We start from the raw sequence: 23,889 nt of genomic DNA, 5'->3' as shown, positions 1-23,889 counted from the left end.
AAGCCCTAAGCGTCAGCGCCGGGATCGTGCGGCGCTGATGTGGAGTATCGATACCGGCGCTCTATCATCCCGGCGCTAACGCTTAGGGCTTTGTTTTGTGCATTGGGCGAAAGTTGACAAACGTTCACTATTTGCCATAATCGCAGGCATGAACCTGTGGCTGCTAACCAATACGACCTACGGCACTTGGCTCCCCGGGGATCATAAGTGGAGCTACACCGATGTGACGGGCACGATGAAGCTGACCGCGCCTCAGCCTAGGCTGGCGGAGCATGCTCGAGCGCTTTGCAAGACTGCGCCGGTTCATTTGTCGAAGCCACAAGCGGAGGCGGCGCTGACGCAATTACTGGAAACGTGCCAGTACCGCGGTTGGACCTTGCATGCGGGGGCGGTCATGCACAACCACTTTCATCTCATTGTCGGAGACCCGAGTGAGACAGCCCCGAAGAAAATCTTCAACGACCTGAAGGCCTATACGAGCCGCGTGCTGAATGCGCGTTACAATCCAGGCGAACGGCGGAAGTGGTGGACGCGGGATGGCTCGCCTCGGTTGTTGCCTAATGAGCGGGCATATCTTTCGGCTAGGGGTTATGTGCTCGAGAGGCAACCGAATCCCTTGGTGATTTACGATGGCGTTGCGATGATAATGCCCCAAGCATCCAACCAAAGCCCTTAAGCGTTAGCGCCAGGACGGGACAGCGCTCTATCATCCCGGCGCTGACGCTTAGGGCTTTATTGCCCTTTGCTAGCAACGCAATCGCTCTTGCCTGAAACTGGCAAATTGGGTTACCCTGCGCTCACCGTACATCTGCCGAAAAGGTACCGGCGATCTATTAGGTCGCGGCTGCTTTTTCTAGGCCCATGAGGGGCCGGTTACCGAGGCATATCCCGCGCAAGGAAGCACACGATGAAGATTACCGCTATTCGTCCCCGCAGTCGTGCTAGAAGCTCATCCGTTGGCAATCTGTGGAATCATGGCCCTCTTGAAGCAATTTCGTCGCAGTTGACTGCCGTCTATGGCTTGCCTGACTCGGGAAAGAGCTCGATCAACGAGCTGTTGGCTCACGTTCTTTACGGAAAGACGACCAACTTCGATTCCCGGTCGCTCTTGGAAGGTTCGGTTGAAATCAGCAGCCGGCGTGGCAACCACACGTTGAGCCGTCAGCATGATGGGACGCCTCAGGGTCGATTGAGTATTTCCTCGGTCGGTGGAACCAATTCAGCTGAAAAACTGGCCAACGTTCAGTCCGTCCAGGATCTGTTAGGAGAAGTTTCGCCGAAGCTTCTTCGCCAGTTGTACACGATCGACTTTGCTGATAATCCACGAATTGAAAACCTACTCAGCCGGGAACTATCGGCGGAGTTCTTCGACTCCTCGACGGATCTGCCGCTCCGCGAGCGGACATGTCGTGACCACTCCACTTCGCTTCGAAGCACATCGATTGATCGACAGCTCGTCGATGAATTGGTCGCACGTCGGGACGAGCTGGCTTTGCAAATCGAACAACAAATCGGCGGGCGGCGACGGGATAGTTCGATCATCGAGAAGGAGCTTGCTGAGCTTGACCAGGCCTTAAACAGCAAGCGAAAGCACGAAGAGGAACTGCTCGCGGAACTGCGGCGCCTCGAAGGGGAACTCGCAGCGATCGAATCTCGCCTGCGATACTTTTCGATGGAATCCACCCTGCGACGGGGGCCTCAGGTCGATTCTGCAGAGCATCAGGCACAGCTAGCGGAGTTGGACGCAGAGATTTCCCGCTGCCGTAGCACCCTTAGTGATCTGCAATCGCGAGAGGCGACAATCCGTCGGAAGTTGGCGACCGTTCACGCCGACGGCACCGCTGATAACGCCGCCAGCTTGGCCGATCAACGCGTGACACTGAGTGTCCTGGAACGGCTGATGGACGACCTGGACTCCGAAGTCACCCTGCTCGCCCGTGCACATGATCCGGGGCGCTGCATCGCTCCCGAAGCTCATAAGCGCATCACCCCGGTTGCGGATTTATTGCGTCAACAGATTTACACGCTTTGCGGGCAGCTTACTGAACAGGAGCGGGCTACCCGACGTCGTAAACTTGCTGCCGAGTCACGTCACCTGTCTCGTTCGCAGACCGACTTGAGTGAGCAGTTGGAACACCTGTTGGAGCAACGCCAGGAACTGACTCACGAGGCTCAGCTTGCTGGGCAACCGGTGATGTTGCTGCCACAACTTCCCGTCGAGCGACACTGCCAGTGCGAACATCATCGCGAATTCCTCGGGGAGAACGAGGCGATGCTCCTTGGGAGCACGCAGCGAGGTCGTTTCGAGCAAGACTGGCAAGCACAGCGACACGACCTGGGACGGCGACGCGAAGATGTCTCCGAAAGTCTCGCACGTGTTGGACGCGAACGCGCTGACCTGGAGCGTCGCTGGGAGCTGCTTCAGAAGGAACGTGCCGAACTCGTAGGTCGAACTTCTGTCGATTCGATTCGCGACGAGCTACGTCGTACTGAAGAACAGTTGCAGCAGGCGATCCGTCACACTCGTGTGACTGAGGTCCGCAAGACTGGTGTCTGGCGTGCTTCCGATGTCTTGGCCCAGCTCACTGATGGTCGACTGAACCAGATTCGACTTCCGCGGGATGGTCGTTTGCCGACGGTCGTCAGCCACACCGGGCAGACTCGCCAAGCCACCGAACTAACCGCTGCAGAAATTGACCAAGTCTACTTGGCGATCACCTTAGCGATGATCTCTGAACACGCCTCTCGTGAGTTCCATTTACCACTATTGCTGGACGAACCGTTCCTCCGCTTGAGCGATGCTGAAGCGGCGGCAATGGCCAGCGTTTTGGATGAATTCGCGCGAGAAGGCCACCAAGTGATTCTGTTTACCGCCGACCGAAGTGCGACTGATCGCTTGCAATCGCTTGGGGTTGATATCCGAAGATTGGGACAGGACACTCAGCAAGTCGAGGTCAAGGAGATCGTCACGACTCCTCAAGTCACAACCATCGAAGAGACACACAGGCATATTGTTCGAGAGACGGTCGATCTGAATTCGACCTCCTCAGAAAAAGGCCCACAACTGAAGATCACAGGCAACTGGGTCGCACCTGAGGAAACACAGGACTTGTACTACCTGCGCGAAGATGCCCTCATGACGGACTTCCCCGTGCTGGGCGCCGAGACGAGAGCGAAGTTTGCTGCCCTGGACATCAAGACGATCGCCCAGTTGATTGAGGCTGATGCGGATTGGGTGGCTGAGCGGTTGTCGCTCTCTCACGTCACCGGGCGTACTGTGCGACTTTGGCAGTCCCATATGAGCCTCATGTGCTTCGTGGCTGGCGTCTCGCTGGACGATGCCCAAGTTCTTTCTACCTGCGGAATTGATAGCCCGGCGGACCTCTTCGAGGTAGATATCGATCTTCTCTCAGCACAGATCGAGGAATTCCTCAATTCGAGCCGCGGCCAAAGCTACGCCGCCCTGCGACGTCGCTACTCAAGCAAGAGCTTGTCCAATTGGAGTCGCAACGCACGGGGCAACCGCGAGCGTTGGCAGCGTTACTCCGACCGGTGGTCAAACCGTAGAAGCCGCACTTCGAGAAGCTCTCGATCTCGTGTTTCCGGCAGGGCAGAGCGAACATCTCGCGCGAGGTCCACAAGCAAGAACAGTACAACCAGAACTAAAACGAGCCGGCCCGCGAAAGAACTACGGTTCTTTCTTGAGAGGTCAAGCAACGTCGAAGAGGCACCTTCCATCGGCCCCAAGACCGCCGAACGCCTAGCGGGGGTTGGCATCCGCAGCGTTGCTGACCTGTTGAATGCCGATGCGGAGTCGACCGCAAGCGAGATTGAAGTGAGTCACATTAAGGCCACTACGATTGCCGCTTGGCAGCATCAAGCACGGCTCGTTTGTTGCATCCCTGAACTCCGGGGCTACGGGGCTCAGCTACTCGTCGGTTGCGGGCTTACCGAGCCAGAGCAGATCGCCGGTGCAAGCGAAGAGGAGCTTTTCCGCAAGATTCGCAGCTACAGCCGAAGCAAGGCAGGGCAACGTGTCCTTCGTGATGGGAAGATCCCCAACCGCGAGAAGGTCGCCGAGTGGATCGACTTCGCAAACCACATGCGACCGTTGGAAGCTGCTTAGAACGGACTCCCAACCTCGAGGGCCTAGGACTTTTTCGTCCGGGGCATTGCCATACAGGCGATGGCTACAACTGCAAGGATGCAAATCGAGAGGGTGTTTGGTTCCGGCACGGCAACCGCGCCCGGCAATCCTGTCCCCCAGTTGCGTTGCCAGATAAGGAAGTCGTTCGCATCCGAATCGGCATCACCATCCGCGTCGCTGTCGCCGTTGATCCCGTAGTCACCCTGCCACTGAACGAGGTCGGGGATGTCGACAGTCCCGTTACCAGTAAAGTCACCCGGGATTGGCGGAGCGGCAACACTCCAACCGATGTCTGAAAAACCGGCCGCGTCAAGTGCCGTCAGTAGCTTTCGGTCTCCGTTGGTGATGGTCGGGTCCATGGCGGTTTCTTGCGGCGTTCCTGTCCCGTAGACAGTGCTTTGAGTACCTTCCTCCCAGTGGCCACACCCATCAATGTCGCAGTCCAATGGAATGTTCCCTCCGAACAGAGCGACCGCCTCGGGGCCAAAATACTCATTACTTCCATTGACCCAGTTGATCCAGTTATCAGAAGTTCCTAGACCAAGCGCGTGCCCCAGTTCGTGAATCGCAACCGAGTAGAAATCGCTGACGTTTCCACTCGGATCGGAGTTACTGTCGTACCACCATGTTGTGCTGCTGTCGCGATCAAACGTGATTGATCCACCCCAGCGAGAAAAACCGCTTGGTTCTCCGCGTGTCTGGACGGCATCGAAAAAATCGGTGGTCGTCTGATTGATTTGATCAATCTCTTGCTGCGTAAAGAATCCACCGTTCCCGCCACTGCTTACGCCGAAGCCACCGGGCCCGCCGATGCCGAGTGTATTTCCACCAATGCTTCTCGCTCCCGCATAAATGCGATATTCATCAGCGGGAATCGTTTGGTCTGTCAACGAAACATTGCCACCGGTCGCTGGGTGGCTAAAGTTGAGATTCCAAGTCCAGGTAGCAACCCCGTTAAACGTTGAGCTGCTAAATGGAGCTGGCGTAGATATCTCCGAAAAGGTATCCATAAGAATGTCTGAGTAAAAGGTTGCTGCTGACTCTAAAGCATTCCGTGCCAGCAGGCCCGCTGCAGCTCCACTTGGATTACCCGATCCGAAAAAGTTGTTCGTATCGTAGCTGTAATCAATCGTGACGTTGATGGCGTGGGCAGTCTGCGAATGGAGTACTAGCCCAACACAAGCGATCAATGTGGCCACAGACTGACAGACGCGACTTCTCCGCAAGCGCTCCATCCTCAATTCCCTCACGATTTGCCGATGCTTCGCCCCCGAGCTATCGGCCAGTTAGAATGCCTCAGTCCTGTGAAGTCAGTTTATGGGGGCTATAGCCGCTAGGCAAGAATGTATCAGGCAGAGTTCGCTGAAGTTTCATTCACGTCGAAAAAGACTCGACGCCAGTACGCGCAGAAATGCCTTCTGCGACTTGTGGCTTCCCGCCAGCAACTGCTAGCAATGCCTTGGAGCCGCTCACAGGTAGGGGCGCATCAACTTACCAGAGTGCCGGTTCGATCTTCGGTAACTACTTCAGTGCCACTTGCAATGGAAGTCGTTGAGCTGCGCTAACGGATACCGTCTTGGTAGGTAAAAAAGGGTCACGAACTTCCGCTACGCGGCTCGTAGACTTACAGCCAGCAAGTAATGCCAAAGAGAGGGCGAGGACTGGCCACAGCGCGCTAAGTCCGATTAACCGGGCGGGTTCGTTCGCCAACAGAAGCGCGTTCGGATTCCTACCTTTCGAAATACCTAGACTCATAGTCTCAGGTATCGGTCAACAGGAGTCAGCAATCAACGCAAACGCCGCTGATTGTCGCGAACGCTTGCACTTCTCGGATGGTTAGCATTTCGTATGCTACCCCAGAATACCTAACCTCAAGACTCTACGCCTTCCATCTCGAGTAAGCGCTTTTTCATTGCGACGCCCTGTCGAGCCGAATAACCGCCAAGACAACCCCCGGCTCCTAGAACACGATGGCAAGGGATCACCAAAGGCAACGGGTTGCTACTCATCACGGTGCCCACCGCACGGGCCGCACCGGGGTTTCCTACTTTTGCTGCTAGCTCCCCATAAGAGAGGGTCTCGCCACGAGGAATTCGACGGCAGGCATCAATGACCCTTTTTTGGAAATCGGTACGCTTGTAGTCATAAATCGGCAGCTTCGAGAAGTCGACCTTTAACCCTGCGGCGTAGTCCGCAAGGAAGTCGAGAGCCTCATGCGCCGAAATGGCCTTCGAAACTGTTTGCATAGCAGGTTCTAGATCACGAATCTGCCGCTGCACGTCGCGCTCAGCAGACGCGACCGTTTTATGACCAAAAGCCACCGCGGCGAGAGAACCATCAATAACGCCTACGGCCATACCGCCCAATTCAGTCATTGCTGAAGCGATTTCTTGATCAATCATGACTGCAGCCATTGCGAAATCTCCCTGTAGCTAAAGACCTGGGACACGCCCCACTCTTTGACACTTCACTAAGAACGACTCTATACTTATCTGGTTAGTGACACAATAACCCGCCGCAGCACCTTCGATGAATCCCTATTCGCACCTCTCTGACGATTACTACCTGAATCTCAACCTTACGACGGAAATGGCACTCCCTAATGGGAGGGAGCCCGTTCTTCATTACTTTGAGCAGGTTCAGAAGAAGTACCCGCAGATGCGGAACTTCAGCACGCGGGACAAAGATAGTTATCTTCTGGAAGAAGACAAAGATCGCGGCGACTATTCCTGGGCTTCCGTCGAACCGCGTCGGCTTTGCTCAGGCCAAGTGAATCCGGCGACTCCAGAGGAAGCTCTCACTCAGCACCGTCACCTACTGGAACTCGCTCCCTACGCGCTTTCCTTAAGTCCTCTTGATTGCGAAGCACTGGACGTGTTTATGGGCTTCGACTTCAGCTACCGGGGCAATCAGAACCAACTTTTGGCTGAAACCTTGGGAGTTTCTCCTGCCCTGGAGAAACTGGCGGGCATTCCTGGGTCGAAATTGATTCACCACGAACCGAGCATCACGATCGCGCTTGATGAAGACTGCCGACTGCAATGCCGTGTCGGTTTTGAGTCTCGCACGACCGAATACCAAATCCGGAGTGGCGAGTATCCTGACGATCAATTGAGCGTCTACGTCACAGCCCGTCACTATGGCAGCCTGGAAGCGGGTGTCACCTACGTCGAGATGCTTGACCGCCTGTGGCAAGTTTGCCAGGACGTCGTTGATAATTATGCGGCAGAAGAAGTGCTGCAGCCACTGTCTCGGGCAATTTCGTTGGGAAATTAGCGCGAAGCCTATTCTCCCAGCAGCCTACCAACGCTCTGGATCAATCGATCCATCGGAAACGGCTTCCGCACGTAATCGTCGACACCAAGCATTTCTGCGTAGGCTTTATGTCGGTTACCTTCGTTGGCGGTGATCATGATGATGCGTTGCTTTTTCTCGCCCAGCTTCTTGAGACGCTCTAGGACCAAGAAACCACTTCGCTTGGGCATCATCATGTCAAGAATTACAAGATCAGGGGATTCGCGTTCAATGAGGGCCAATCCCTGATTGCCGTCTCGAGCGATCAGCACCTCGTAGCCTTTGGCTTCGAGGGCGAGGCGGAGCGATTCGATAATCTCCGCATCGTCGTCGACGAGCAGGATTCGTTTGCTTCCCTGTTGTGCTTTGTCGTCAGCTTTCTTGGCCATAACTGCTTCGCTACTCTGAGTTGAAGTGCCGCCGAGGATCTAGCTGGGCGGTCTTTTGGAAGCTTCTCAGGATACCTTGAGGGGACGGATTTTCAACCGCCGGAAAAGCCGGTTTTCGCGCTTTCGATCTGAATCTGAAGAGTCTGGATTTTGTCTCCTTTTCCGCGCTCCCTTCTTTGAACGAATCGCTTTAGACTGAGCGAAATCGCTGAGCAGTATGCCCACAGCTTTTGGAATCCTTCAGAGCTATCAAACACACCGCAGATGATCAACTTTCAAGAAATCGCTTATCGGCCTCAAGATCCCAAAAGCCTTGTTTCCGGCGATTGGCGTCCCGGCATTGGGCTCATCGGTTGTGGGGGGATTACCCAGTACCACTTGCAAGCCTACAAGGCCGCCAACTACGAGGTCGTCGCCCTCTGCGACGTTGATCGCAAGGCCGCCGAGGCACGTCGGAAGGAATTCTTCCCGAAGGCGGCCGTGTTCACTGATCACCGTGAGCTCTTGGCCAAGAAGAATGTCGAAGTCGTCGATATTACGACCCATCCAGAGGTTCGCGGGCCGCTGATCGACGACGCGCTCACGCAAGGAGTTCATGTCCTTAGCCAGAAGCCGTTTGTACTGGATCTCGACGAGGGCGAACGCCTCGCAGGATTGGCAGAGAGCAACGGTGTGAAGCTAGCCGTCAATCAGAACGCTCGCTGGGCTCCGCACTTTAGCTATCTGCGAGAGGCGGTGAAAGCTGGCGAAATCGGAGACGTGATGTCCGTGCATTGCGGAGCCCACTGGAACCATCATTGGGTCGAAGGAACGCCCTTCGAGAAGATCTACCATTTGATGCTCTACGACTTTGCGATTCACTGGTTTGACTTTCTGTCGACGATCATGGGTGATGTCGAACCGACCTCCGTCTTCGCCTCCACGGCCAAGTCCCCCTCGCAGAAGATCAAGCCCGCGCTGCTCGCACAGGTTGCCGTCGAATACCCGCAGGCCCAGGCGACGCTCGTGTTCGATGGTCACACGGAGTATGGACAGCTTGATCACACTTATATCGCGGGCAGCAAGGGGACGCTCCGCAGCCACGGCGTCGATGTGAATCATCAAACGGTTGAGCTCAGCAAGGCGGACGGCACGTTCTCGCCGAAGCTCGAAGGAAAATGGTTTCCCGACGGCTTTCATGGCACGATGGGGGAACTTCTTTGTGCAATCGAGCAAAAACGCGAGCCGACCAACAGCGGACGGAACAACCTCCGCAGCTTGTCGCTATGTTTCGCTGCAATCGAGAGTGCTGAGAAGGGCCAGCCGGTCGTGCCCGGCTCGACTCGCAAGTTGCCCGAACCACCGTGGTAGCGGACAATCCAGGTATGCACCCCTATGAGCCGCATGTCGATTACGTCTTGTTTCATCGAAAGTACCCGCTGAATAGTCGGTACGCAGAGAAGATCCCTGCCATTGCGGCCACCAGTCAAATTAAGCTGCATCCGCATGTGACATTCTTTATCGGCGAAAACGGCTCAGGGAAGTCGACGCTCCTTGAAGCGATTGCCGTGGCTGATGGCTTCAATCCTGAGGGAGGGACGCGCAACTTCACCAATTCAACCAAAGATTCGCATGCGGACCTGTTCAAGTGGATTAAACTCGGTCGGGGCGCGCGGGGCAAACGGCGAAGTGATGGGTTCTTCTTGCGTGCTGAAAGCTTTTACAACGTGGCTACGGAAATTGAGCGGCTCGACTTTAATCCGGCGACCAGCCCCTACGGACCGATTTCTTATCACGACCAATCACACGGTGAATCGTTTCTGAGCCTGATGACTACCCGTCTGCGAGGCGATGGCCTGTACTTATTCGACGAGCCCGAGGCGGCTCTTTCACCGCAGCGGCAGTTGGCGTTTCTGGTGGCGATGGATGAGCTGGTGCACAAGGAATCGCAATTCATCATCGCTACACATTCGCCGATCATTATGGCCTATCCGAAAGCTTGGATTTACCAGTTGACCGACCACGGCATAGAGCGGGTAGAGTACAAGGAGACCGAACACTACCGCGTGACGCATAGTTTTCTGGACCAGCCAGAGCGGTCGCTGAAGCATCTGCTGGGCTCGGATGATTAGTTTGTCGCCCGCAGTTCCACGCCTAAAATTGTGGCCACGGATGACACGGATTCGCACGGATAAATTTTTGCTTGAATCCGTGTCATCCGTGGCTAGAACTAAGCGATCCGACTTCGTACGCTGAAATCTATGTGCCTTGCCGAACTCGACGTCGTCACCCTCTCGCGAATCCAATTCGCACTGACGATTATGTTCCACTATCTCTTCCCGCCCCTCACGATTGGGATGGGCGTGGTGATGGTGTATCTCGAAGGGCAGTTCCTGCGCACGGGTGAGGCGATCTACGAGCAAGCGGCCCGGTTTTGGACGAAGATCTTTGCCGTCAACTTCGCGATGGGCGTGGCGACGGGGATTGTGATGGAGTTCGAGTTTGGCACCAACTGGGCGATGTATTCGCGGTTCGTTGGCGACGTGTTCGGGTCGGCTTTGGCTGCGGAAGGGATTTTCGCGTTCTTTCTGGAGTCGGGATTCTTGGCCGTTTTGGTATTCGGCTGGGACAAAGTCGGCCCGAAGTTCCACTTCTTTGCCACGCTGATGGTTTCGCTCGGTTCGATTTTCAGCAGCGTGTGGATTACCATCGCCAACAGTTGGCAGCAGACCCCCGCAGGGCATCACATCGTGCCAATGCTTCGCGATGGCAAACCCTGGGTGGTGGACGGCGAAGTGATTCGTCGGGCGGAGATCGTCGACTTCTGGGAAATGGTATTCAATCCCTCGACAGTGCATCGACTGATTCACGTTTGGCTCGGCTGCTTCATCCTCGGGGCGGCATTCATCATGAGCATTTCCGCTTGGTACTTGCTCAAGAATCGTCATCAGGACTTCGCACGTCGTTCGTTCACCGGAGCGCTGATCTTCTGCACACTCTCAAGCCTGGCGATGGGCATCAGTGGGCACTTTCAGGCGGAAAGTGTTTATCACACCCAACCGGCCAAGATGGCGGCCTTCGAGGGGCACTTCAAGACAGGCCCGGCTGACTTGAGTCTGTTCGGTTGGCCTGACGAGGAGAGTGAAACGGTCAAAGGCAATATCGCGATTCCTGGCGGGTTGAGCTTGCTGCTCGAACAAGATCCCGAAGCACCCATCATCGGCCTGGATCAATTCCGACTGGAGGATCGACCGCCAGTGAAGATTGCCTTCCTCAGCTACCATCTGATGGTGGGCATAGGTTCGTTTTTCGTCGCGGTGACTTTGTTGGCAAGCTGGTTTCGTTGGCGCGGTACGCTTTTTGAGAAACGCTGGCTGCTTTGGGTGTTCGTCCTCACGGTGATTCCCGCCTTCGTTGCCAACGAAGCGGGTTGGGTAGCCGCGGAGGTAGGTCGCCAGCCCTGGATTGTTTACGCACCGCTTGTGGAGGATGACTCAGGAAGGCCTCTGAGGGACAAGGAAGGATTCTTCGTCTTTGACGAAGAAAAGGGACTACGCACGACTGATGGCGTTTCGACGGTCATCTCGTCAGGACAGGTGCTGGGATCGATCTTGATGTTCGGGGCAATTTACGGGCTGTTATTCTTTGTGTGGGTCTTCGTCCTCCACCAGAAGATCACACACGGGCCAGAAGATCACGAACCCGGCGAAGATAAAGATAATTCGACAGGCATCCTCAACGCTGCTGCCGTTAGGCCGAGCCATCGAGAGTCGATGACCTGAAGTTTTTGGCCATCCCGACCAGTCGGGACATGGATAACTCGGATTTTTTGGTAGAATGACGCACCTGCGTTCATCCGTGTTCATCCGTGGCCGAAAAAGTTTATGAATCCCGTTTGGATAATCGAAAAGAAGCGAGACAACGGCGAACTCTCCGACGAAGAGATTGCCTTTTTTGTTGACGGCTTCGCCAAAGAGAGTATCCCCGACTACCAAATGGCCTCACTGGCGATGGCCATTTTTCTCAACGGTATGACCTCTCGTGAAACGGCTGCTCTGACGCGTGAGATGCTTAACTCGGGAGCTACCTTCACTTGGCCCGATGGCAGCAAGCAAGTCGACAAGCATTCCACGGGCGGCATCGGAGATAAGGTCTCGCTGCCGTTAGCGGCTATGCTCGCTTGTTGCGACCTACAAGTCCCTATGATCTCAGGGCGTGGCCTGGGGTCTACAGGCGGCACGCTTGATAAGTTGGAATCCATTCCCGGCTTCCGTACGGATCTCTCAATGGATGAGATGCGTGAAGTCGTTGAAAAAGTCGGCTGCGTCATCAGCGGAGCCACTCCTAAGCTGGTTCCTGCCGATCGCAAGCTCTACGCCCTGCGCGACGTGACGGCCACGGTCCCCTCGATACCGCTGATCACAGCAAGCATCATGAGCAAGAAGTTAGCCGAAGGGCTCGACGCATTGGTCTTGGATGTAAAGTTTGGCAGTGGCGCATTTATGAAGACACACAGCCAGGCGAAAGCTTTAGCCTCTTCACTCGTCGCAACGGGCAAGGCAATGGACGTGAAGACGACAGCGCTCATCACCGATATGAATCAACCGTTAGGCCGAATGGTCGGTAATGCTGTCGAAGTTGATGAATCGCTGGCCGCCATGGAGGGCGAGGGTCCAAGTGATCTCATGGAGGCGACTCTTGCCCTCGGGATCGAGTTGTTGCTCTCAACTGGAACGGCCGAAAATAGCGAAGCAGCCCGCAAGCGACTGCAGTATACGCTTGACAGTGGCAAAGCCCGCGAAAAGTTCGCTGAGATGGTCGCCGCGCAAGGCGGAGACATTGACGCTCCACGCCCCGTGAGCCCCTCGATTGATCTCGCAGGGACTGAAGAAGGCTACGTCTCAGAGATCGACACGGAGCAACTCGGGCAGGCGATTATCTCCTTGCGGGGTGGTCGAAAAGTTCAAGGGGAAAAGCTTGATCACTCGACCGGTTTGGAAATGCTCGTCCGCTTAGGTGAACATGTCGAAAAAGGTCAGCCCTTGGTCAGAGTCTTCGCGAAAAGTGAGGATGCCGGAGACGTGTGCGAATCGGTGCTCTCCGCGATTAAGATTTCACCGGACTCAACGAAGTCTGGCCCCTTGATTATCGAGCAAGTTGCATAGGAAAACAGCATGAATGAGCAACAACGCAAGGCACTCATCCAAGCTGCAATTGAAGCACGTGCGAACGCCTACGCTCCTTACTCCGAGTTCCTCGTTGGCGCTGCCATACTGACGGCTGACGGCAAAATCTTCGGCGGCTGTAACGTCGAAAACGCAAGCTACGGGCTGACGATCTGTGCTGAACGGGTTGCGGCGGGTTCGGCAGTCGCTGCGGGGTCGCAAGCATTTTTGGCGGTCGCCGTTGCGACCCCGGGCGGGCATTCACCATGCGGTGCGTGTCGCCAGTTCCTTGCGGAATTCGGTGGCAGCATGACCGTCCTGTTGGTGGATTCCGATGATCCAGCCAAAGTTAGGGAAACAAGCCTGGATCGCTTGCTACCAGAGCAGTTTGAGATCCCAGAATAGCAAGTCAAACTTGATCTAAGAGTCGCTCCGGCGTTGGTAAAGTCTTCTTGCCAACACCGCCCCGCCGTAGCCGTAGACGAAACCGCTCACCAACAAGCCCATGAATGCCCTCTTGCTGTAAAACTCACCAACGAGTAGCGGCGAGTCTCTGGACCAGAAGACGTACGGCAGCATGTTTCTGACAACAGGCTTGCCGACCCACGGCACGAATTCGGCAACTAGAAAGAACCCATTGCAGATGGCGAAACCTGCAGCGAAAGCCCGTGTGCTTTTTTCGGCAAAGATGCAGGCAACCACAGCCGCTAGTTGTGCCGCGACGCTGAGGTTGGTAAGCAGCGGTGCCCAATAAGTATCGGGCTTCATGAGAGCGGCACAAGAAACGGCTGCAAAGGTAGTCAGCAGCAGCATCCAGCGAATTGAGACTCCCCTTTTTCTTTTCGATGCTGTAGATTGATCATCAGCCATGGCATTCGCTTCTCAGCCATTGCTTGCTTCACCGACAGCCACAGCTTCCTCAGCATGCCGTTGCAGATCTTGCTCTTCGAGAGCACCCAGGAACGGAAGGTTTCGATACATGTCCTCGTAGTCGAGACCATAGCCGACCACGAACTCGTCAGGAATAGTGAACGCAACGAAGTCTGGCTCGTATTCGACTTCCTGCCGGCCTTGTTTGCGGAGCAATACTGCCGAGGCGACCGAGTTGGGTTTGAAGTCGTCGAGTTTGGCGACCACTTTTTCCAGCGTGTGGCCGGTGTCGAAAATATCGTCGACAAGCAGCACATCGCGGCCTTCGATATCAAGCATCAGTTCGCTATTGATCACCAGATCGCCGCGTGTTGTCGTCGCCCCGCGGTAGCTGCTGGCTTGAATCACCCCAACACGCATTGGTTGATCAATCAGGCGTATTAAATCCGCCACAACGACAACACTGCCCGTGAGAACACCCACGATTGTAAGCTGTCGGCCTTCATAAGCGGCTTCGATTTCGCGAGCCATGCGTTCGACACCAGCGTGGAGTTCTGCTTCGGAATAGAGTGTTTTCATGGTGAGGTTGGGGTAAGTTGATTTATTGAGGTAAGAGTGTTTGAGATCGAAGCCATCCGAGTGCATCACAGTTAATCTTAGTGGGCAGTAGGCAGTGGGCAGTCTCGTCAAGTCGACCAAAAAGACTGCCTACTGCCGACTCTCAACATCATAACAAAATTCCAGCAATACAGGCGGTCATGAAAGCGGCAAGCGTTCCGCCGAGCATGGCGCGGAAGCCTAACTTGGCTAGATCTCCCCGTCTTTCAGGGGCAATACCGCCGATACCGCCGAGTTGGATTCCGATGGAGCTAAAGTTCGCAAAACCGCAAAGGGCGTAAGTGAGAATATCAACTGATCGCTGGCTGAGGTCGCCGGCCTTGTCCGCTCCATCGAGTTGAATGTAGGCAAGCACCTCGTTGACGACCATCTTCGTTCCGAGCAAGCTGCCAGCGGTTTGACATTCGTCCCAAGGGATACTCATCAACCACGCAAAAGGGGCAAAGAGAAACCCGAATATCTTGTCGAGAGACCAAGCGGCCTCTTCTTCGAACCCAAAAATCGTCCCCAACCAACCAATCCCTAAATCGGCAAGGGTGACCAAAGCAACGAAAGCCACGAGCATCGCAGCGACGTTCAGTGCGAGTTGCATTCCTGTGCTTGCCCCTTCGGCAGCCGCTTCGAGCACGTTCACGTTGCCAGACTCGGCCTCGATTTTGACATGGCCAGCGGTCTTGGGTTCTTCGGTCTCCGGCTGCAATACTTTTGCAATTAAGAGTGCAGCTGGGGCAGAAATCACCGACGCGGTAATCAGATGTCCCGCGTCGATCCCCATACGTAAGAAGATTGCGAGAACGCCACCAGCAATCGTAGCAAAGCCACCCACCATCACCACGTTCAACTCAGAAAGTGTCATCTGCCCCACATAGGGTCGCACGACCAGCGGCGCTTCGGTTTGGCCAACGAAAATGTTCGCAGCTGCAGAGAGCGTCTCCGCCCCCGAAGTTCCGAGCGTCTTCTGCATAATCCAAGCAAACACCTGCACGACACGCTGCATCACGCCAAGGTGATAGAGAATCGCCATGAGTGAGGAGAAGAAGATAATCGTCGGTAAGACGCCAAATGCGAAGCTCCTCCAGAGCGTGTACTGCGGCGGTAAGGCCTCGTCCCCTGGCTGAGGATAGATGTTGAAGAGGAAAGCCGAACCTGCGTCGGTGGTATTCACCACGGCGCTGAAGAAATCGCCAAGCCAGTCGAAAAAGAGTTTCCCATACTTGTTACCAAGAATGAGAATCGCAAAGAGAAACTGAAGCCCAAGACCGCCAGCAACCACTCGCCAAGGTATCTTCTGCTTGTGCGAGCTCATCAGCCAAGCCAGGGCAATCATAACGAACAGACCTAGCGCGCTAATGAGCCGTTGGCCTAAAGTGCTGGAGTATTCTTGAGCTTCAGCGGCTTGAGCTAATATTAGGCTGGTCAAAACAGGCTCGCGGAACGTTTACGACGGATCAACCGTATTGAAAATGCGATCTCCCGCGTCACCAAGGCCGGGAACGATGAACTTGTTGTCGTTCAAGATCGGATCGATCTTACAAACGTAAACTTGTGCCTCAGGGAATTGCTCCGCGACCGTATCAACACCTTCACGAGAAGCAATCAAGGAGAGAACTTTCACATGAGGTACGCCCCACTCGCGAAGCGCGGTAAGGGCTGCAGTGACCGAACCTCCGGTAGCCAGCATCGGATCGGTAACGAGAGCCACATCCACGGGACGCTCTTCAGGAAGCTTGTCGTAGTAGGTCACTGGCTCGGCGGTCGCTTCGTCACGATAGAGTCCCAAATGCCAGACCTCCGCCATCGGCAACAAGTCGAGTACGGGATCGACCATCCCTAGGCCAGCTCGCAAGATAGGAACCAGACCAATGCGTCCATGGATCTTCACTCCTTCAGCTTCAGCCAAGGGAGTTTGCACGGCCACTGGTTCGCTCGGTAAGTCTTTGGTCGCCTCGTAAGCCATTAGTGCAGCAAGACGACGTACAGAATGCCGGAACGAGCTGGGACGCGTGTCCTTGTTCCGCATCCAAGTAATGTGTCTCTGCACAAGCGGATGGTTGATTTCAAAAACGCCGCCCTGGAACTGGGCTGGAGGGGAGTTGGTATCCACAACAGTTGTCATGCTCGCTTGCTCGCTGCCTGAGAAATAAGAGAATCCGCGATGCTAGCAGTCTAAGCATTCAAGCCAGCCGTGTGAAGAAACAAGCGAGCTAGAAAACGGCAATCAGCCTTCGACCTTGCTGAATGCAGGAACTTTTCCGTCGCTAAACCCCAACTCGGCAGTGATCGAGCATCGCTTCTGCAGAGCAGATGTAGCTGATGAGGAAAGGTCCGAACTCCGCGTAGCGGGCACTCGCCTCGTCGAACCGCATCTGATAGACGATGTCTTTGAGGAATTCTGGATTCGCCGCCCATAGAGTGACGCCCCACTCCCAATCGTCAAAGCCTAAGCCAACGGTTATCAACTGAGACACCTTGCCGGCGTACGCCATGCCGCTGCGGGCATGTTCGCTCATCATGCGGTTTCGCTCTTTCTTGTCGAGCAGAAACCAGTTTTCGCCGACCTTGCGCTTCTTGTTCATCGGATAGAAGCAGGTGCTGGGGTACTCAGGAAAGTCTGGCGTGATGCGCTGCTTGTTCATCGCCTCCAAGCGCCCTTCGTAGCCCTTCACCTTGGCGGTGTAGGTCGGGCTGTCCTTTTCTTCCCCTTCGGCAACGAGACGAGCACCGAATTGCTCGACGCTGGGGACGTACTCGCTGATCTCGGTCACTGAAACGAAAGAGTACCCAGGCTGCAAAGCCACACCAAGCGGGCTGCTCATCAGTCGTTGATGGACGCCATCCACTTTCAATGGATCCGGGTCCATCAACATCAGGGAGAAGTCAGCCTTGTGTCCACTTACCACGGAAAGCTGCAAACGCGCCGGATTGTTTTCAGCAGAAGGATCGAGCGTTTCGACAACTGCGGCTCGCCCGGCTGAGAGCTGCTTGGCTGGCATCTGAGCGAGGACCGCTCGGTCCCACGTGTAATAAAGATGGCTGCAATGCCATCCGCCCCCAGCGGGGACCAAAGAAATTTCCGCCGGAGCGGCCTGTGGACGATTCATTCGGGAGACAACTTATTAGGAGACGGCGAAACCGGGTAAAGTCTTCTCGCATGTTATCAGAATCGTCCTTACGGGGTGAAGTGGGGCAAGGTTAGGGAAGAAGTCTAGATCACATCAACAGTTTGAGAAAAATCGTCTACCAGCCGACCGATGACTTCGTGAGTTAAGACGGCGGGGACACGTGTGCGAGGTTGGCCCGGTTGTTTTTCATAGCGGCGCAACGCTACCGAGCCGCCCTGACGCAACAACAATTCGTAATAACGGCAACCGTTGTCGTCCTTTTGAGGCGGGTTGCTGCGCATCTGGACAGTACAGCCTTGGGCATCAGTCTCGATTGGGGAGATTGGCTCAAGCAAATAGTTCACGCGACTGCAAAGTGCCTGACTGGCCGCTTGGATCCGGGCGAGATCAATCCCCGCTAGTTCAGGCGTCTCCAGAAAAAGCTCGTTGACCGTGACCGCTAACTGTTGGCACTGGAGGACCTGGCACTCAACTTGCCGCGTACCCTCAGCGACTGTCAGAGCAATGCTAGTCTGCCCTAACGAGGCGTTTAGCTCGGCGAGTAGTTTTTGGGAGAGTGACATAAGCAGCAGACACTCGCTTTGCGTTTCAATCCTCTGAATCGTCAGCAAAATCAAACGTCACATCAATGGTATTGCCGTAGTCGCAATCGTGTTCCTCACCGTCGTAGCTGAGGACCGCTTTAGTCTCATCAACGACTGTTTCCAAATGCACAGGGCGGTTCCACAAGCGTTGCAAGTTCTCAAGTGTGTCGGTCGCGTAGTCGAGCTGCAGATCGACGCCCGTATGCTCATGTATTAAGTATAATTCGCCACGATTGAGATAGTTGCCGTCCACCACGTAAATCAGCGGCCTACCGCGATTGGTCAGGCTGGACAGTAGCTGCTGTTTGACCTGAGGGAACTCGCGGCTTTCGATCTCATACGCCTCGCTGCCAGGGTTGTAGCCGAAACGGAACAGTCTGTGTTCTCGCACGAAGTCAAGTGTAAGAAACTCGTCGATAAAGGTCAGATCGTTGTGGATGCGACGAACTTCGAAAATCTTCTTCCGTCCGAGTCCAGCATTCGTATTCCAGCGACGGCGTTCTTCGGCATCGTCGCATTCTTCGTACTCTTTGCCGAAGGCGCCTCGATTCCAGCGGTCTTCGATGTCGCGGAACAGTTCGATGCCGACTTTGTACGGATTGAGCTGCGTCGGCGAGCTTGCCAACGTGCCACTGTGGTGATCGCAGTAATTGACGACATCTGCTGTGGTAAGCCCCTGGGTGGTCATGATCTTGGAATGCCAGTAGCTGGCCCAACCCTCGTTCATGATCTTGGTCTGGCCCTGGGGAGAGAAGTAATACGCTTCGTCACGAATGATTGACAGGACATCAGCTTGCCATGTAGTCAATGGAGCATGCTCTAGTAAGAACAGCAAAATGTCGCGTTCGGGATGCTCAGGGAATGACCTTACCTGATTGCGTTCCGCTTCTTCGTCGCCAATCGGTTCAGGCGGATTGACGTAAGCGTCGAGGTAATCCTTGGACTCAAACCGCCGAGGCTTCTTTTCTTCTTCCTGTTCCTCGCTCAAAGCCGATCGGTTTCGCTCTTTGCGACGCTTAATGTGTGGCGCGTAAACATCGATCAAATCCTCAAGGCTCAGACAAGCGTCAATGAACTCTTCGACCGCTTCCACACCCACCTTGTCCATGTGCTTGCGGACGCGAGTGCCGTGATTGGCCATCTCGTCCATCATCTTGCGGCTGGTGTGCGAGAACCACTGGTTGTTCTTGAAGAAGTCGCAGTGACCGTAGACGTGGGCCATTACCAATTTCTGATCAATCAGCCCGTTACTGCGCATCAAATACGCGTAGCAGGGATTGTTGTTGATCACCATCTCGTAGATTTTTTGCAGGCCGTAGGTGTACCCCCGGCTGAGTTGCTCGTACTCCATCCCAAACCGCCAATGCGGATAGCGCGTAGGAAACCCACCGCGGGCGGCGATCATGTTCAACTCATCCGCGTCGATCAGTTCGAAAATCGTCGGATAGAAATCAAGGCCGTGCCCCCGCGCGTACTCCTCAACCTCGACCTGCATCGCGGCCAATTCGGGCGTTAGGTTGGAAGATTGAATCAAGGGCATCTTTGATTTACCACAGAGGGCACGGAGAACACGGAGGTTTGTTCGTGAAGTAGCCTGTTAGCTCAGTATTGTTTCAAAAGGCAATGCCTAAAAACAATGAAATGTTTGTGTTGAGTTGGCGTTCTGCTGAGAGGCTCTAACTGCAAATAGAATTATTGCTCAAAGGACTAACAGAAGGGTGCATGTAGATACTTGCTGCGAGTGACCATCAAACCTCCGTGTTCTCCGTGCCCTCTGTGGTTCAAAAAACTAACGTCCCTTCCCCAGGAACGTCTTGATCGACTCGTAAATCCCTTCCTTGTCGGGAATCTCCGACAAGACCAACGTTTCGCTTCCTTCGTACTGTTTCTCCAGCGAATCGAGGAACTCACCACTGCCGTAGGGACTTTCGACTTGGCCGTAGCAGAAGAGGTTCACGCGCGGCAGCAAGCGATCACTGAGTAGCTTGAAGGCTTGCCGGTTGTCGTCGCCCCAGTTGTCGCCGTCGGAGAATTGGAAGCAGTAGATATTCCAGAGCTCAGCGGGGAACTCGCGGTCCATTAGTTCAGCAGCCGCTTTGTAAGCACTGCTGATTCGCGTGCCGCCACTTTCGCGGGTGTGGTAGAAGGTGTGCTCGTCGACTTCTTTGGCAACCGCGTCGTGGATGATGTAACGCCGTTCGACGCCCTTGTACTGGCTGCCCAACCAGGCGTCGATCCAGAAGGCTTCGGTACGGACGATCTCCTTCTGATCGTCGGTCATAGAGCCCGAGACATCCATCATGTAAATCACCGCGGCGTTAACATGCGGAATCGGCACGTCATTCCAACTGCGATACTGTTTGTCAGCCTTGATGGGTACGACGCGAGGTTCAAGCGGCTCATAAACGCCTGTGGAAATCTGCCGCCGGAGTGCTCGCAAATAAGTCCGACGAAAATGCCGTAGCGACTCTGGACCCGTTTGGCGAACGCTGTTGTACTTGCTCTTCTCGGCTTCGACGCTGGCGGTGCCTTTGGGCTCGATACGTGGCAGTTCGAGTTCGTCACCAAGCATTTCGGCTAACTCATCGAGCGAAATTTCGACTTCAATCAGATGCCCCGCACCCGGCTCACTTCCCGCTCCGCCCGAACCTGCAGGGTCTTGCCCCGGCTTGCCGATTGGCTGACCGACTTCGCCCTCGCCCTGCCCGACTCCGCCCGAACCGTTCTTGCCGAACTTAAACCGCGGCACATCAAGCTGCGGCACAGGGATGCTAACCAAGTCTTTCCCGCGACGACCAATCATCTCGCCGTGGGTGATGTACTTGCGCAGATTGTCTCGTATTCGCCCGCGGACGATTTGCTTGAAACGGCGTTGATCGCGTTTGATGTCCAAGGCAGTTTTCAGTGATCAGTTTTCAGTGTTCAGTATCACGCTGGATACTTGTTCTCAATCAGGGACTGAAAACTGAACACTGACAACTGAAAACAATTCTCCATTATTCTTTCGTATCACCCCGCGCGAAAATGCTGGCGACGTATTGAAGCACGTCTGTCGCGCTTTCCTCGTCGTAACCGTAGTCGCGGATTAGGCGGCCTTTCACAACGTCAATCTTCTGCTGCGTCTCGGCGTCGACCACGTTGGAGACGAGGCTCGTCAGCTTGATGGAGTCCTTTTGGTCTTCGAATAGCTTTAGTTCAAGTGCCTTGTTTAGCCGCTCGTTCGTCTTGTAGTCGAACTTCTTGCCGTCGATCGAAAGTGCACCGATGTAGTTCATAATCTCGCGGCGGAAATCGTCCTTGCGACTGTCGGGGATGTCGATCTTTTCTTCGATCGACCGCATGAGACGCTCGTCCGGCTCGTCGTATTGGCCTGTATAGGGATTCTTGACCTTTTCCTTTTGCGTGTAGGCCTTGATGTTGTCGATGTAATTGCCGCAGAGGCGTGAGAGAGCGTCCTCGTCGGCGGCAATGGCGCGTTGGACTTCGTTCTTCACGATATTTGAGTACTCCTCTTTCACAACGTCGAGCAGTTCGCGGTACTCCTGCTTGGTCTCTTCATTATTCAGGAGGCCGTGGTGCTTAAGCCCCGCGGCCAATTCGTTCATCACCATGAAGGGGTTGATCGAGTTAGCTTCAGGATGCGCTACGAGCGCATTGGAAATCTTGTCCTGCACGTAGCGCGGTGAGATACCGATGAGGCCTTCCTGGATGGCTTCGTCGCGTAGCTCAGCGATGTTCTCCTCCGTGAAACCGGGGAGTGTTTTACCGTTGTAAAGCTTGAGCTTCTGCAAACGCGTCAGACCGGCGTGCTTGGGCTCTTCCAACCGTGTTAGCAATGCCCACATCGCTGCCATTTCGATTGTATGGGGTGCAATGTGCTTGTTGGCAACAGTCTTGTCGTTGTAGTCTTTCTCGTAGATTTTGATTTCTTCTTCGAGAGTGGTCACGTAAGGAATGTCGATCTTCACGGTCCGATCACGCAATGCTTCCATGAACTCGTTATTCTTGAGGCGTTTGTATTCGGGCTCGTTCGTGTGGCCGATGATGACCTCGTCGATGTCCGTCTGAGCGAACTTCTTCGGCTTGATGCGATGCTCTTGGCTGGCACCGAGCAGATCGTAGAGGAACGCCACGTCCAGCTTGAGGACCTCGACAAACTCAATGAGCCCACGATTCGCAACGTTGAATTCCCCGTCGAAATTGAACGCACGGGGATCGCTATCGCTGCCGTAGACGGCGATTTTGCGGTAGTTGATGTCGCCGGTGAGCTCGGTCGCGTCTTGGTTTTTCTCGTCTTTCGGTTGGAAAGTGCCAATGCCGACGCGGTCTTTCTCGCTGAGGATGACCCGTTTGATCCGTACATCGTCGACAACACGGGTCCAATCGCCGTCGTACTTTTTCAACCGCTGTTGATACATAAAGCGGCAGAAGGGATCGAGCTCGCCGCGAATCCGCACGTAGAAATCGTCCGCTCCGCGACCCGCGTTCAACTGCGCAGACACATCGTCACGGAAACGGTGAGGAATTAGGTGCAATGGCTCCTCGTTCATCGGGCACCAGTGAACTTCGTCGGGATTTTCTTCATCCACCCAGCCGAGTGTGTAAAGTGCCCCCTCATCCGTCGTCGAGTAACGCTGCAAACCCTGTTTGAGGAGCCGCACGATTGTGCTCTTGCTACTGCCTACGGGGCCGTGCAATAGGAGAACGCGTTTTTCGATGCCGTACTCGAAGGCCGCGCTCTTGAGGGCGTTGACCAACTTGTGGAGCGGCTCACGAAGACCGAAGACCGCATCTTTGCCATCATTCGTCGGATCATCGAAGAACCGATAGCGATAGATCTTCTCCCGACCCTTCTTTTCGACATCCACACCGTAGGAAAGGATCATGTCGTACAGTCGCTGATAAGCACTGCGCGTGACCTTGGGATTCTCTTTGACGATGTCGAGATACTCAGCGAACGTACCGACCCAATTCTTGCGGCGGAACTTATCTCGATCTTGCTGCTGGGAAACCAGGGAGATGATGTCGTTGCCGGTTGCCATGCCTCGCTCCTGTTCGTCTTAAAAGATCTTCGCTGGAATGATGGAGAATGATGTTGTCTTGTGCGTGCCTACTCTCTTCTGATGCGGTTTCGTCGTTGTGGGTTCAGGTTTCACTTACGCCGTTGCCTGATGGTTATCCAAATCTTACGCAGCAACGGACAAGCCGTCCTCAAAGGAAGGTGTACTGCCGGAGTAGCGGGGATGCAACCTGGGTGAAGACCAACAACCCAAGAGAGGTTGCTGACGCCAAGGGAGCTACCGACCAAGTCGAAAATGGCCTAAGCGAAAGTTGGCAAAGAGCGGTGGGGAGATTTGCTCAAAGTGGGCAGGCTCGAAAAGCCTGAGTGCGTGACAGGTACGAATTCACTGTGTATCTCGTTCTTGTCACGACACTTTCAAGTATCAGCACAATGCTCAAAAAAGGCAACTACAGCTTCATACGAAGCCACCTAAATTACGTCTAGCAGTAGCTTTATGTCGTGATTCAAGGTGAATTCCCGCAGAAAGAGGTTCGGATAGATCACGCGCGACAGCTTGTACTCTTGCTAGCTTTCCCCGAAGGACGCTAGCGAGTTTTTCGACCGCAGCTTTCTTGCGCTTGCTACCTAGAGAGCTGGTAAATTCTTCTGATTGCGTCGACTTTTCTGAAAGTTCCGCCGCCGCTGGGGACGATGACTCC

At 54.7% G+C, this 23,889-nt stretch carries 20 protein-coding genes; 8 read left to right on the top strand and 12 right to left on the bottom strand.

Going from position 1 to position 23,889, the window contains the following annotated elements:
• Positions 1 to 148 precede the first annotated feature (148 nt).
• Together RIB44_04765 and RIB44_04760 are read left to right on the top strand one after the other, a co-directional pair.
• Entirely contained in the window at positions 149 to 676 is a 528-nt protein-coding gene (locus RIB44_04765) for a transposase (protein MEQ8615888.1), read from the top strand.
• A gap of 231 nt (positions 677 to 907) precedes the next feature.
• Entirely contained in the window at positions 908 to 4,126 is a 3,219-nt protein-coding gene (locus RIB44_04760; protein ID MEQ8615887.1) for a DUF4332 domain-containing protein, read from the top strand.
• Positions 4,127 to 4,149: 23 nt separating this feature from the next.
• Here RIB44_04760 and RIB44_04755 read toward each other — a convergent pair whose 3' ends face one another.
• Both RIB44_04755 and RIB44_04750 read right to left on the bottom strand, forming a co-directional pair.
• Positions 4,150 to 5,382, bottom strand: coding sequence for a matrixin family metalloprotease (locus tag RIB44_04755; GenBank protein MEQ8615886.1), 1,233 nt, complete (start codon positions 5,380 to 5,382; stop codon positions 4,150 to 4,152).
• Positions 5,383 to 6,018: 636 nt separating this feature from the next.
• On the bottom strand, positions 6,019 to 6,561 hold the full coding sequence (locus tag RIB44_04750) for an MGMT family protein (GenBank protein MEQ8615885.1): 543 nt from the start codon (positions 6,559 to 6,561) through the stop codon (positions 6,019 to 6,021).
• 115 nt (positions 6,562 to 6,676) lie between these two features.
• Here RIB44_04750 and RIB44_04745 point away from each other — a divergent pair, with 115 nt between their 5' ends.
• Positions 6,677 to 7,423, top strand: coding sequence for a hypothetical protein (locus RIB44_04745; protein ID MEQ8615884.1), 747 nt, complete (start codon positions 6,677 to 6,679; stop codon positions 7,421 to 7,423).
• Positions 7,424 to 7,431: 8 nt separating this feature from the next.
• Here RIB44_04745 and RIB44_04740 read toward each other — a convergent pair whose 3' ends face one another.
• Positions 7,432 to 7,830, bottom strand: a complete 399-nt coding sequence (locus RIB44_04740) for a response regulator (GenBank protein ID MEQ8615883.1) — start codon at positions 7,828 to 7,830, stop codon at positions 7,432 to 7,434.
• A 264-nt stretch (positions 7,831 to 8,094) separates the two neighbouring features.
• Here RIB44_04740 and RIB44_04735 point away from each other — a divergent pair, with 264 nt between their 5' ends.
• From RIB44_04735 to RIB44_04715, 5 genes are all read left to right on the top strand, one after another.
• Positions 8,095 to 9,180: a Gfo/Idh/MocA family oxidoreductase gene (locus RIB44_04735; GenBank protein MEQ8615882.1), complete on the top strand. Its 1,086-nt coding sequence runs from the start codon at positions 8,095 to 8,097 to the stop codon at positions 9,178 to 9,180.
• A 14-nt stretch (positions 9,181 to 9,194) separates the two neighbouring features.
• Positions 9,195 to 9,941 carry an AAA family ATPase gene (locus RIB44_04730; protein ID MEQ8615881.1) on the top strand — a complete coding sequence of 249 codons (747 nt, stop codon included), beginning with the start codon at positions 9,195 to 9,197 and terminating at the stop codon, positions 9,939 to 9,941.
• Between the two features lie 129 nt (positions 9,942 to 10,070).
• Positions 10,071 to 11,591: a cytochrome ubiquinol oxidase subunit I gene (locus RIB44_04725; protein ID MEQ8615880.1), complete on the top strand. Its 1,521-nt coding sequence runs from the start codon at positions 10,071 to 10,073 to the stop codon at positions 11,589 to 11,591.
• Positions 11,592 to 11,693: 102 nt separating this feature from the next.
• Positions 11,694 to 12,974: a thymidine phosphorylase gene (locus RIB44_04720; GenBank protein ID MEQ8615879.1), complete on the top strand. Its 1,281-nt coding sequence runs from the start codon at positions 11,694 to 11,696 to the stop codon at positions 12,972 to 12,974.
• Positions 12,975 to 12,983: 9 nt separating this feature from the next.
• Positions 12,984 to 13,379, top strand: a complete 396-nt coding sequence (locus RIB44_04715) for a cytidine deaminase (protein ID MEQ8615878.1) — start codon at positions 12,984 to 12,986, stop codon at positions 13,377 to 13,379.
• Between the two features lie 15 nt (positions 13,380 to 13,394).
• Here the strand turns inward: RIB44_04715 and RIB44_04710 are convergent, their stop codons facing one another.
• The 9 genes from RIB44_04710 to RIB44_04670 form a co-directional block, all read right to left on the bottom strand.
• A complete protein-coding gene (locus RIB44_04710) occupies positions 13,395 to 13,742 on the bottom strand; it encodes a hypothetical protein (protein ID MEQ8615877.1) in 348 nt (115 codons plus the stop codon).
• A gap of 114 nt (positions 13,743 to 13,856) precedes the next feature.
• Positions 13,857 to 14,423 carry a hypoxanthine phosphoribosyltransferase gene (gene hpt, locus RIB44_04705; GenBank protein ID MEQ8615876.1) on the bottom strand — a complete coding sequence of 189 codons (567 nt, stop codon included), beginning with the start codon at positions 14,421 to 14,423 and terminating at the stop codon, positions 13,857 to 13,859.
• A gap of 148 nt (positions 14,424 to 14,571) precedes the next feature.
• Positions 14,572 to 15,882, bottom strand: coding sequence for a NupC/NupG family nucleoside CNT transporter (locus RIB44_04700; GenBank protein ID MEQ8615875.1), 1,311 nt, complete (start codon positions 15,880 to 15,882; stop codon positions 14,572 to 14,574).
• Positions 15,883 to 15,900: 18 nt separating this feature from the next.
• Positions 15,901 to 16,578, bottom strand: a complete 678-nt coding sequence (gene upp / locus RIB44_04695) for a uracil phosphoribosyltransferase (GenBank protein ID MEQ8615874.1) — start codon at positions 16,576 to 16,578, stop codon at positions 15,901 to 15,903.
• A 142-nt stretch (positions 16,579 to 16,720) separates the two neighbouring features.
• Positions 16,721 to 17,563, bottom strand: coding sequence for a heme-dependent peroxidase (locus RIB44_04690; GenBank protein MEQ8615873.1), 843 nt, complete (start codon positions 17,561 to 17,563; stop codon positions 16,721 to 16,723).
• Positions 17,564 to 17,667: 104 nt separating this feature from the next.
• Positions 17,668 to 18,147, bottom strand: a complete 480-nt coding sequence (locus tag RIB44_04685; protein ID MEQ8615872.1) for a hypothetical protein — start codon at positions 18,145 to 18,147, stop codon at positions 17,668 to 17,670.
• A 25-nt stretch (positions 18,148 to 18,172) separates the two neighbouring features.
• Complete coding sequence (locus tag RIB44_04680) at positions 18,173 to 19,708, bottom strand: SpoVR family protein (GenBank protein MEQ8615871.1); 1,536 nt, start codon at positions 19,706 to 19,708, stop codon at positions 18,173 to 18,175.
• Between the two features lie 249 nt (positions 19,709 to 19,957).
• Positions 19,958 to 21,061, bottom strand: a complete 1,104-nt coding sequence (locus tag RIB44_04675) for a DUF444 family protein (protein MEQ8615870.1) — start codon at positions 21,059 to 21,061, stop codon at positions 19,958 to 19,960.
• A gap of 103 nt (positions 21,062 to 21,164) precedes the next feature.
• On the bottom strand, positions 21,165 to 23,210 hold the full coding sequence (locus RIB44_04670; GenBank protein MEQ8615869.1) for a serine protein kinase: 2,046 nt from the start codon (positions 23,208 to 23,210) through the stop codon (positions 21,165 to 21,167).
• Positions 23,211 to 23,889: the final 679 nt, after the last annotated feature.

This window comes from Lacipirellulaceae bacterium, from assembly GCA_040218535.1.
Taxonomy (GTDB): domain Bacteria; phylum Planctomycetota; class Planctomycetia; order Pirellulales; family Lacipirellulaceae; genus Adhaeretor.
The sequence above is the reverse complement of the archived record's forward strand: the minus strand, read 5'-3'. Positions and strand labels throughout refer to the sequence as shown.

Excerpts from the sequence above, each read along its gene's own strand:
- RIB44_04765 (MEQ8615888.1), top strand. The coding sequence starts at position 149 with ATGAACCTGTGGCTGCTAACCAATACGACCTACGGCACTTGGCTCCCC.
- RIB44_04685 (MEQ8615872.1), bottom strand. The coding sequence starts at position 18,147 with ATGTCACTCTCCCAAAAACTACTCGCCGAGCTAAACGCCTCGTTAGGG.
- RIB44_04710 (MEQ8615877.1), bottom strand. The coding sequence starts at position 13,742 with ATGAAGCCCGATACTTATTGGGCACCGCTGCTTACCAACCTCAGCGTC.
- RIB44_04740 (MEQ8615883.1), bottom strand. The coding sequence starts at position 7,830 with ATGGCCAAGAAAGCTGACGACAAAGCACAACAGGGAAGCAAACGAATC.
- RIB44_04690 (MEQ8615873.1), bottom strand. The coding sequence starts at position 17,563 with ATGAATCGTCCACAGGCCGCTCCGGCGGAAATTTCTTTGGTCCCCGCT.
- RIB44_04745 (MEQ8615884.1), top strand. The coding sequence starts at position 6,677 with ATGAATCCCTATTCGCACCTCTCTGACGATTACTACCTGAATCTCAAC.
- hpt (MEQ8615876.1), bottom strand. The coding sequence starts at position 14,423 with ATGAAAACACTCTATTCCGAAGCAGAACTCCACGCTGGTGTCGAACGC.
- RIB44_04725 (MEQ8615880.1), top strand. The coding sequence starts at position 10,071 with ATGTGCCTTGCCGAACTCGACGTCGTCACCCTCTCGCGAATCCAATTC.
- RIB44_04680 (MEQ8615871.1), bottom strand. The coding sequence starts at position 19,708 with ATGCCCTTGATTCAATCTTCCAACCTAACGCCCGAATTGGCCGCGATG.
- RIB44_04730 (MEQ8615881.1), top strand. The coding sequence starts at position 9,195 with ATGCACCCCTATGAGCCGCATGTCGATTACGTCTTGTTTCATCGAAAG.
- RIB44_04750 (MEQ8615885.1), bottom strand. The coding sequence starts at position 6,561 with ATGGCTGCAGTCATGATTGATCAAGAAATCGCTTCAGCAATGACTGAA.
- RIB44_04760 (MEQ8615887.1), top strand. The coding sequence starts at position 908 with ATGAAGATTACCGCTATTCGTCCCCGCAGTCGTGCTAGAAGCTCATCC.
- upp (MEQ8615874.1), bottom strand. The coding sequence starts at position 16,578 with ATGACAACTGTTGTGGATACCAACTCCCCTCCAGCCCAGTTCCAGGGC.
- RIB44_04715 (MEQ8615878.1), top strand. The coding sequence starts at position 12,984 with ATGAATGAGCAACAACGCAAGGCACTCATCCAAGCTGCAATTGAAGCA.
- RIB44_04735 (MEQ8615882.1), top strand. The coding sequence starts at position 8,095 with ATGATCAACTTTCAAGAAATCGCTTATCGGCCTCAAGATCCCAAAAGC.
- RIB44_04670 (MEQ8615869.1), bottom strand. The coding sequence starts at position 23,210 with ATGGCAACCGGCAACGACATCATCTCCCTGGTTTCCCAGCAGCAAGAT.
- RIB44_04720 (MEQ8615879.1), top strand. The coding sequence starts at position 11,694 with ATGAATCCCGTTTGGATAATCGAAAAGAAGCGAGACAACGGCGAACTC.
- RIB44_04755 (MEQ8615886.1), bottom strand. The coding sequence starts at position 5,382 with ATGGAGCGCTTGCGGAGAAGTCGCGTCTGTCAGTCTGTGGCCACATTG.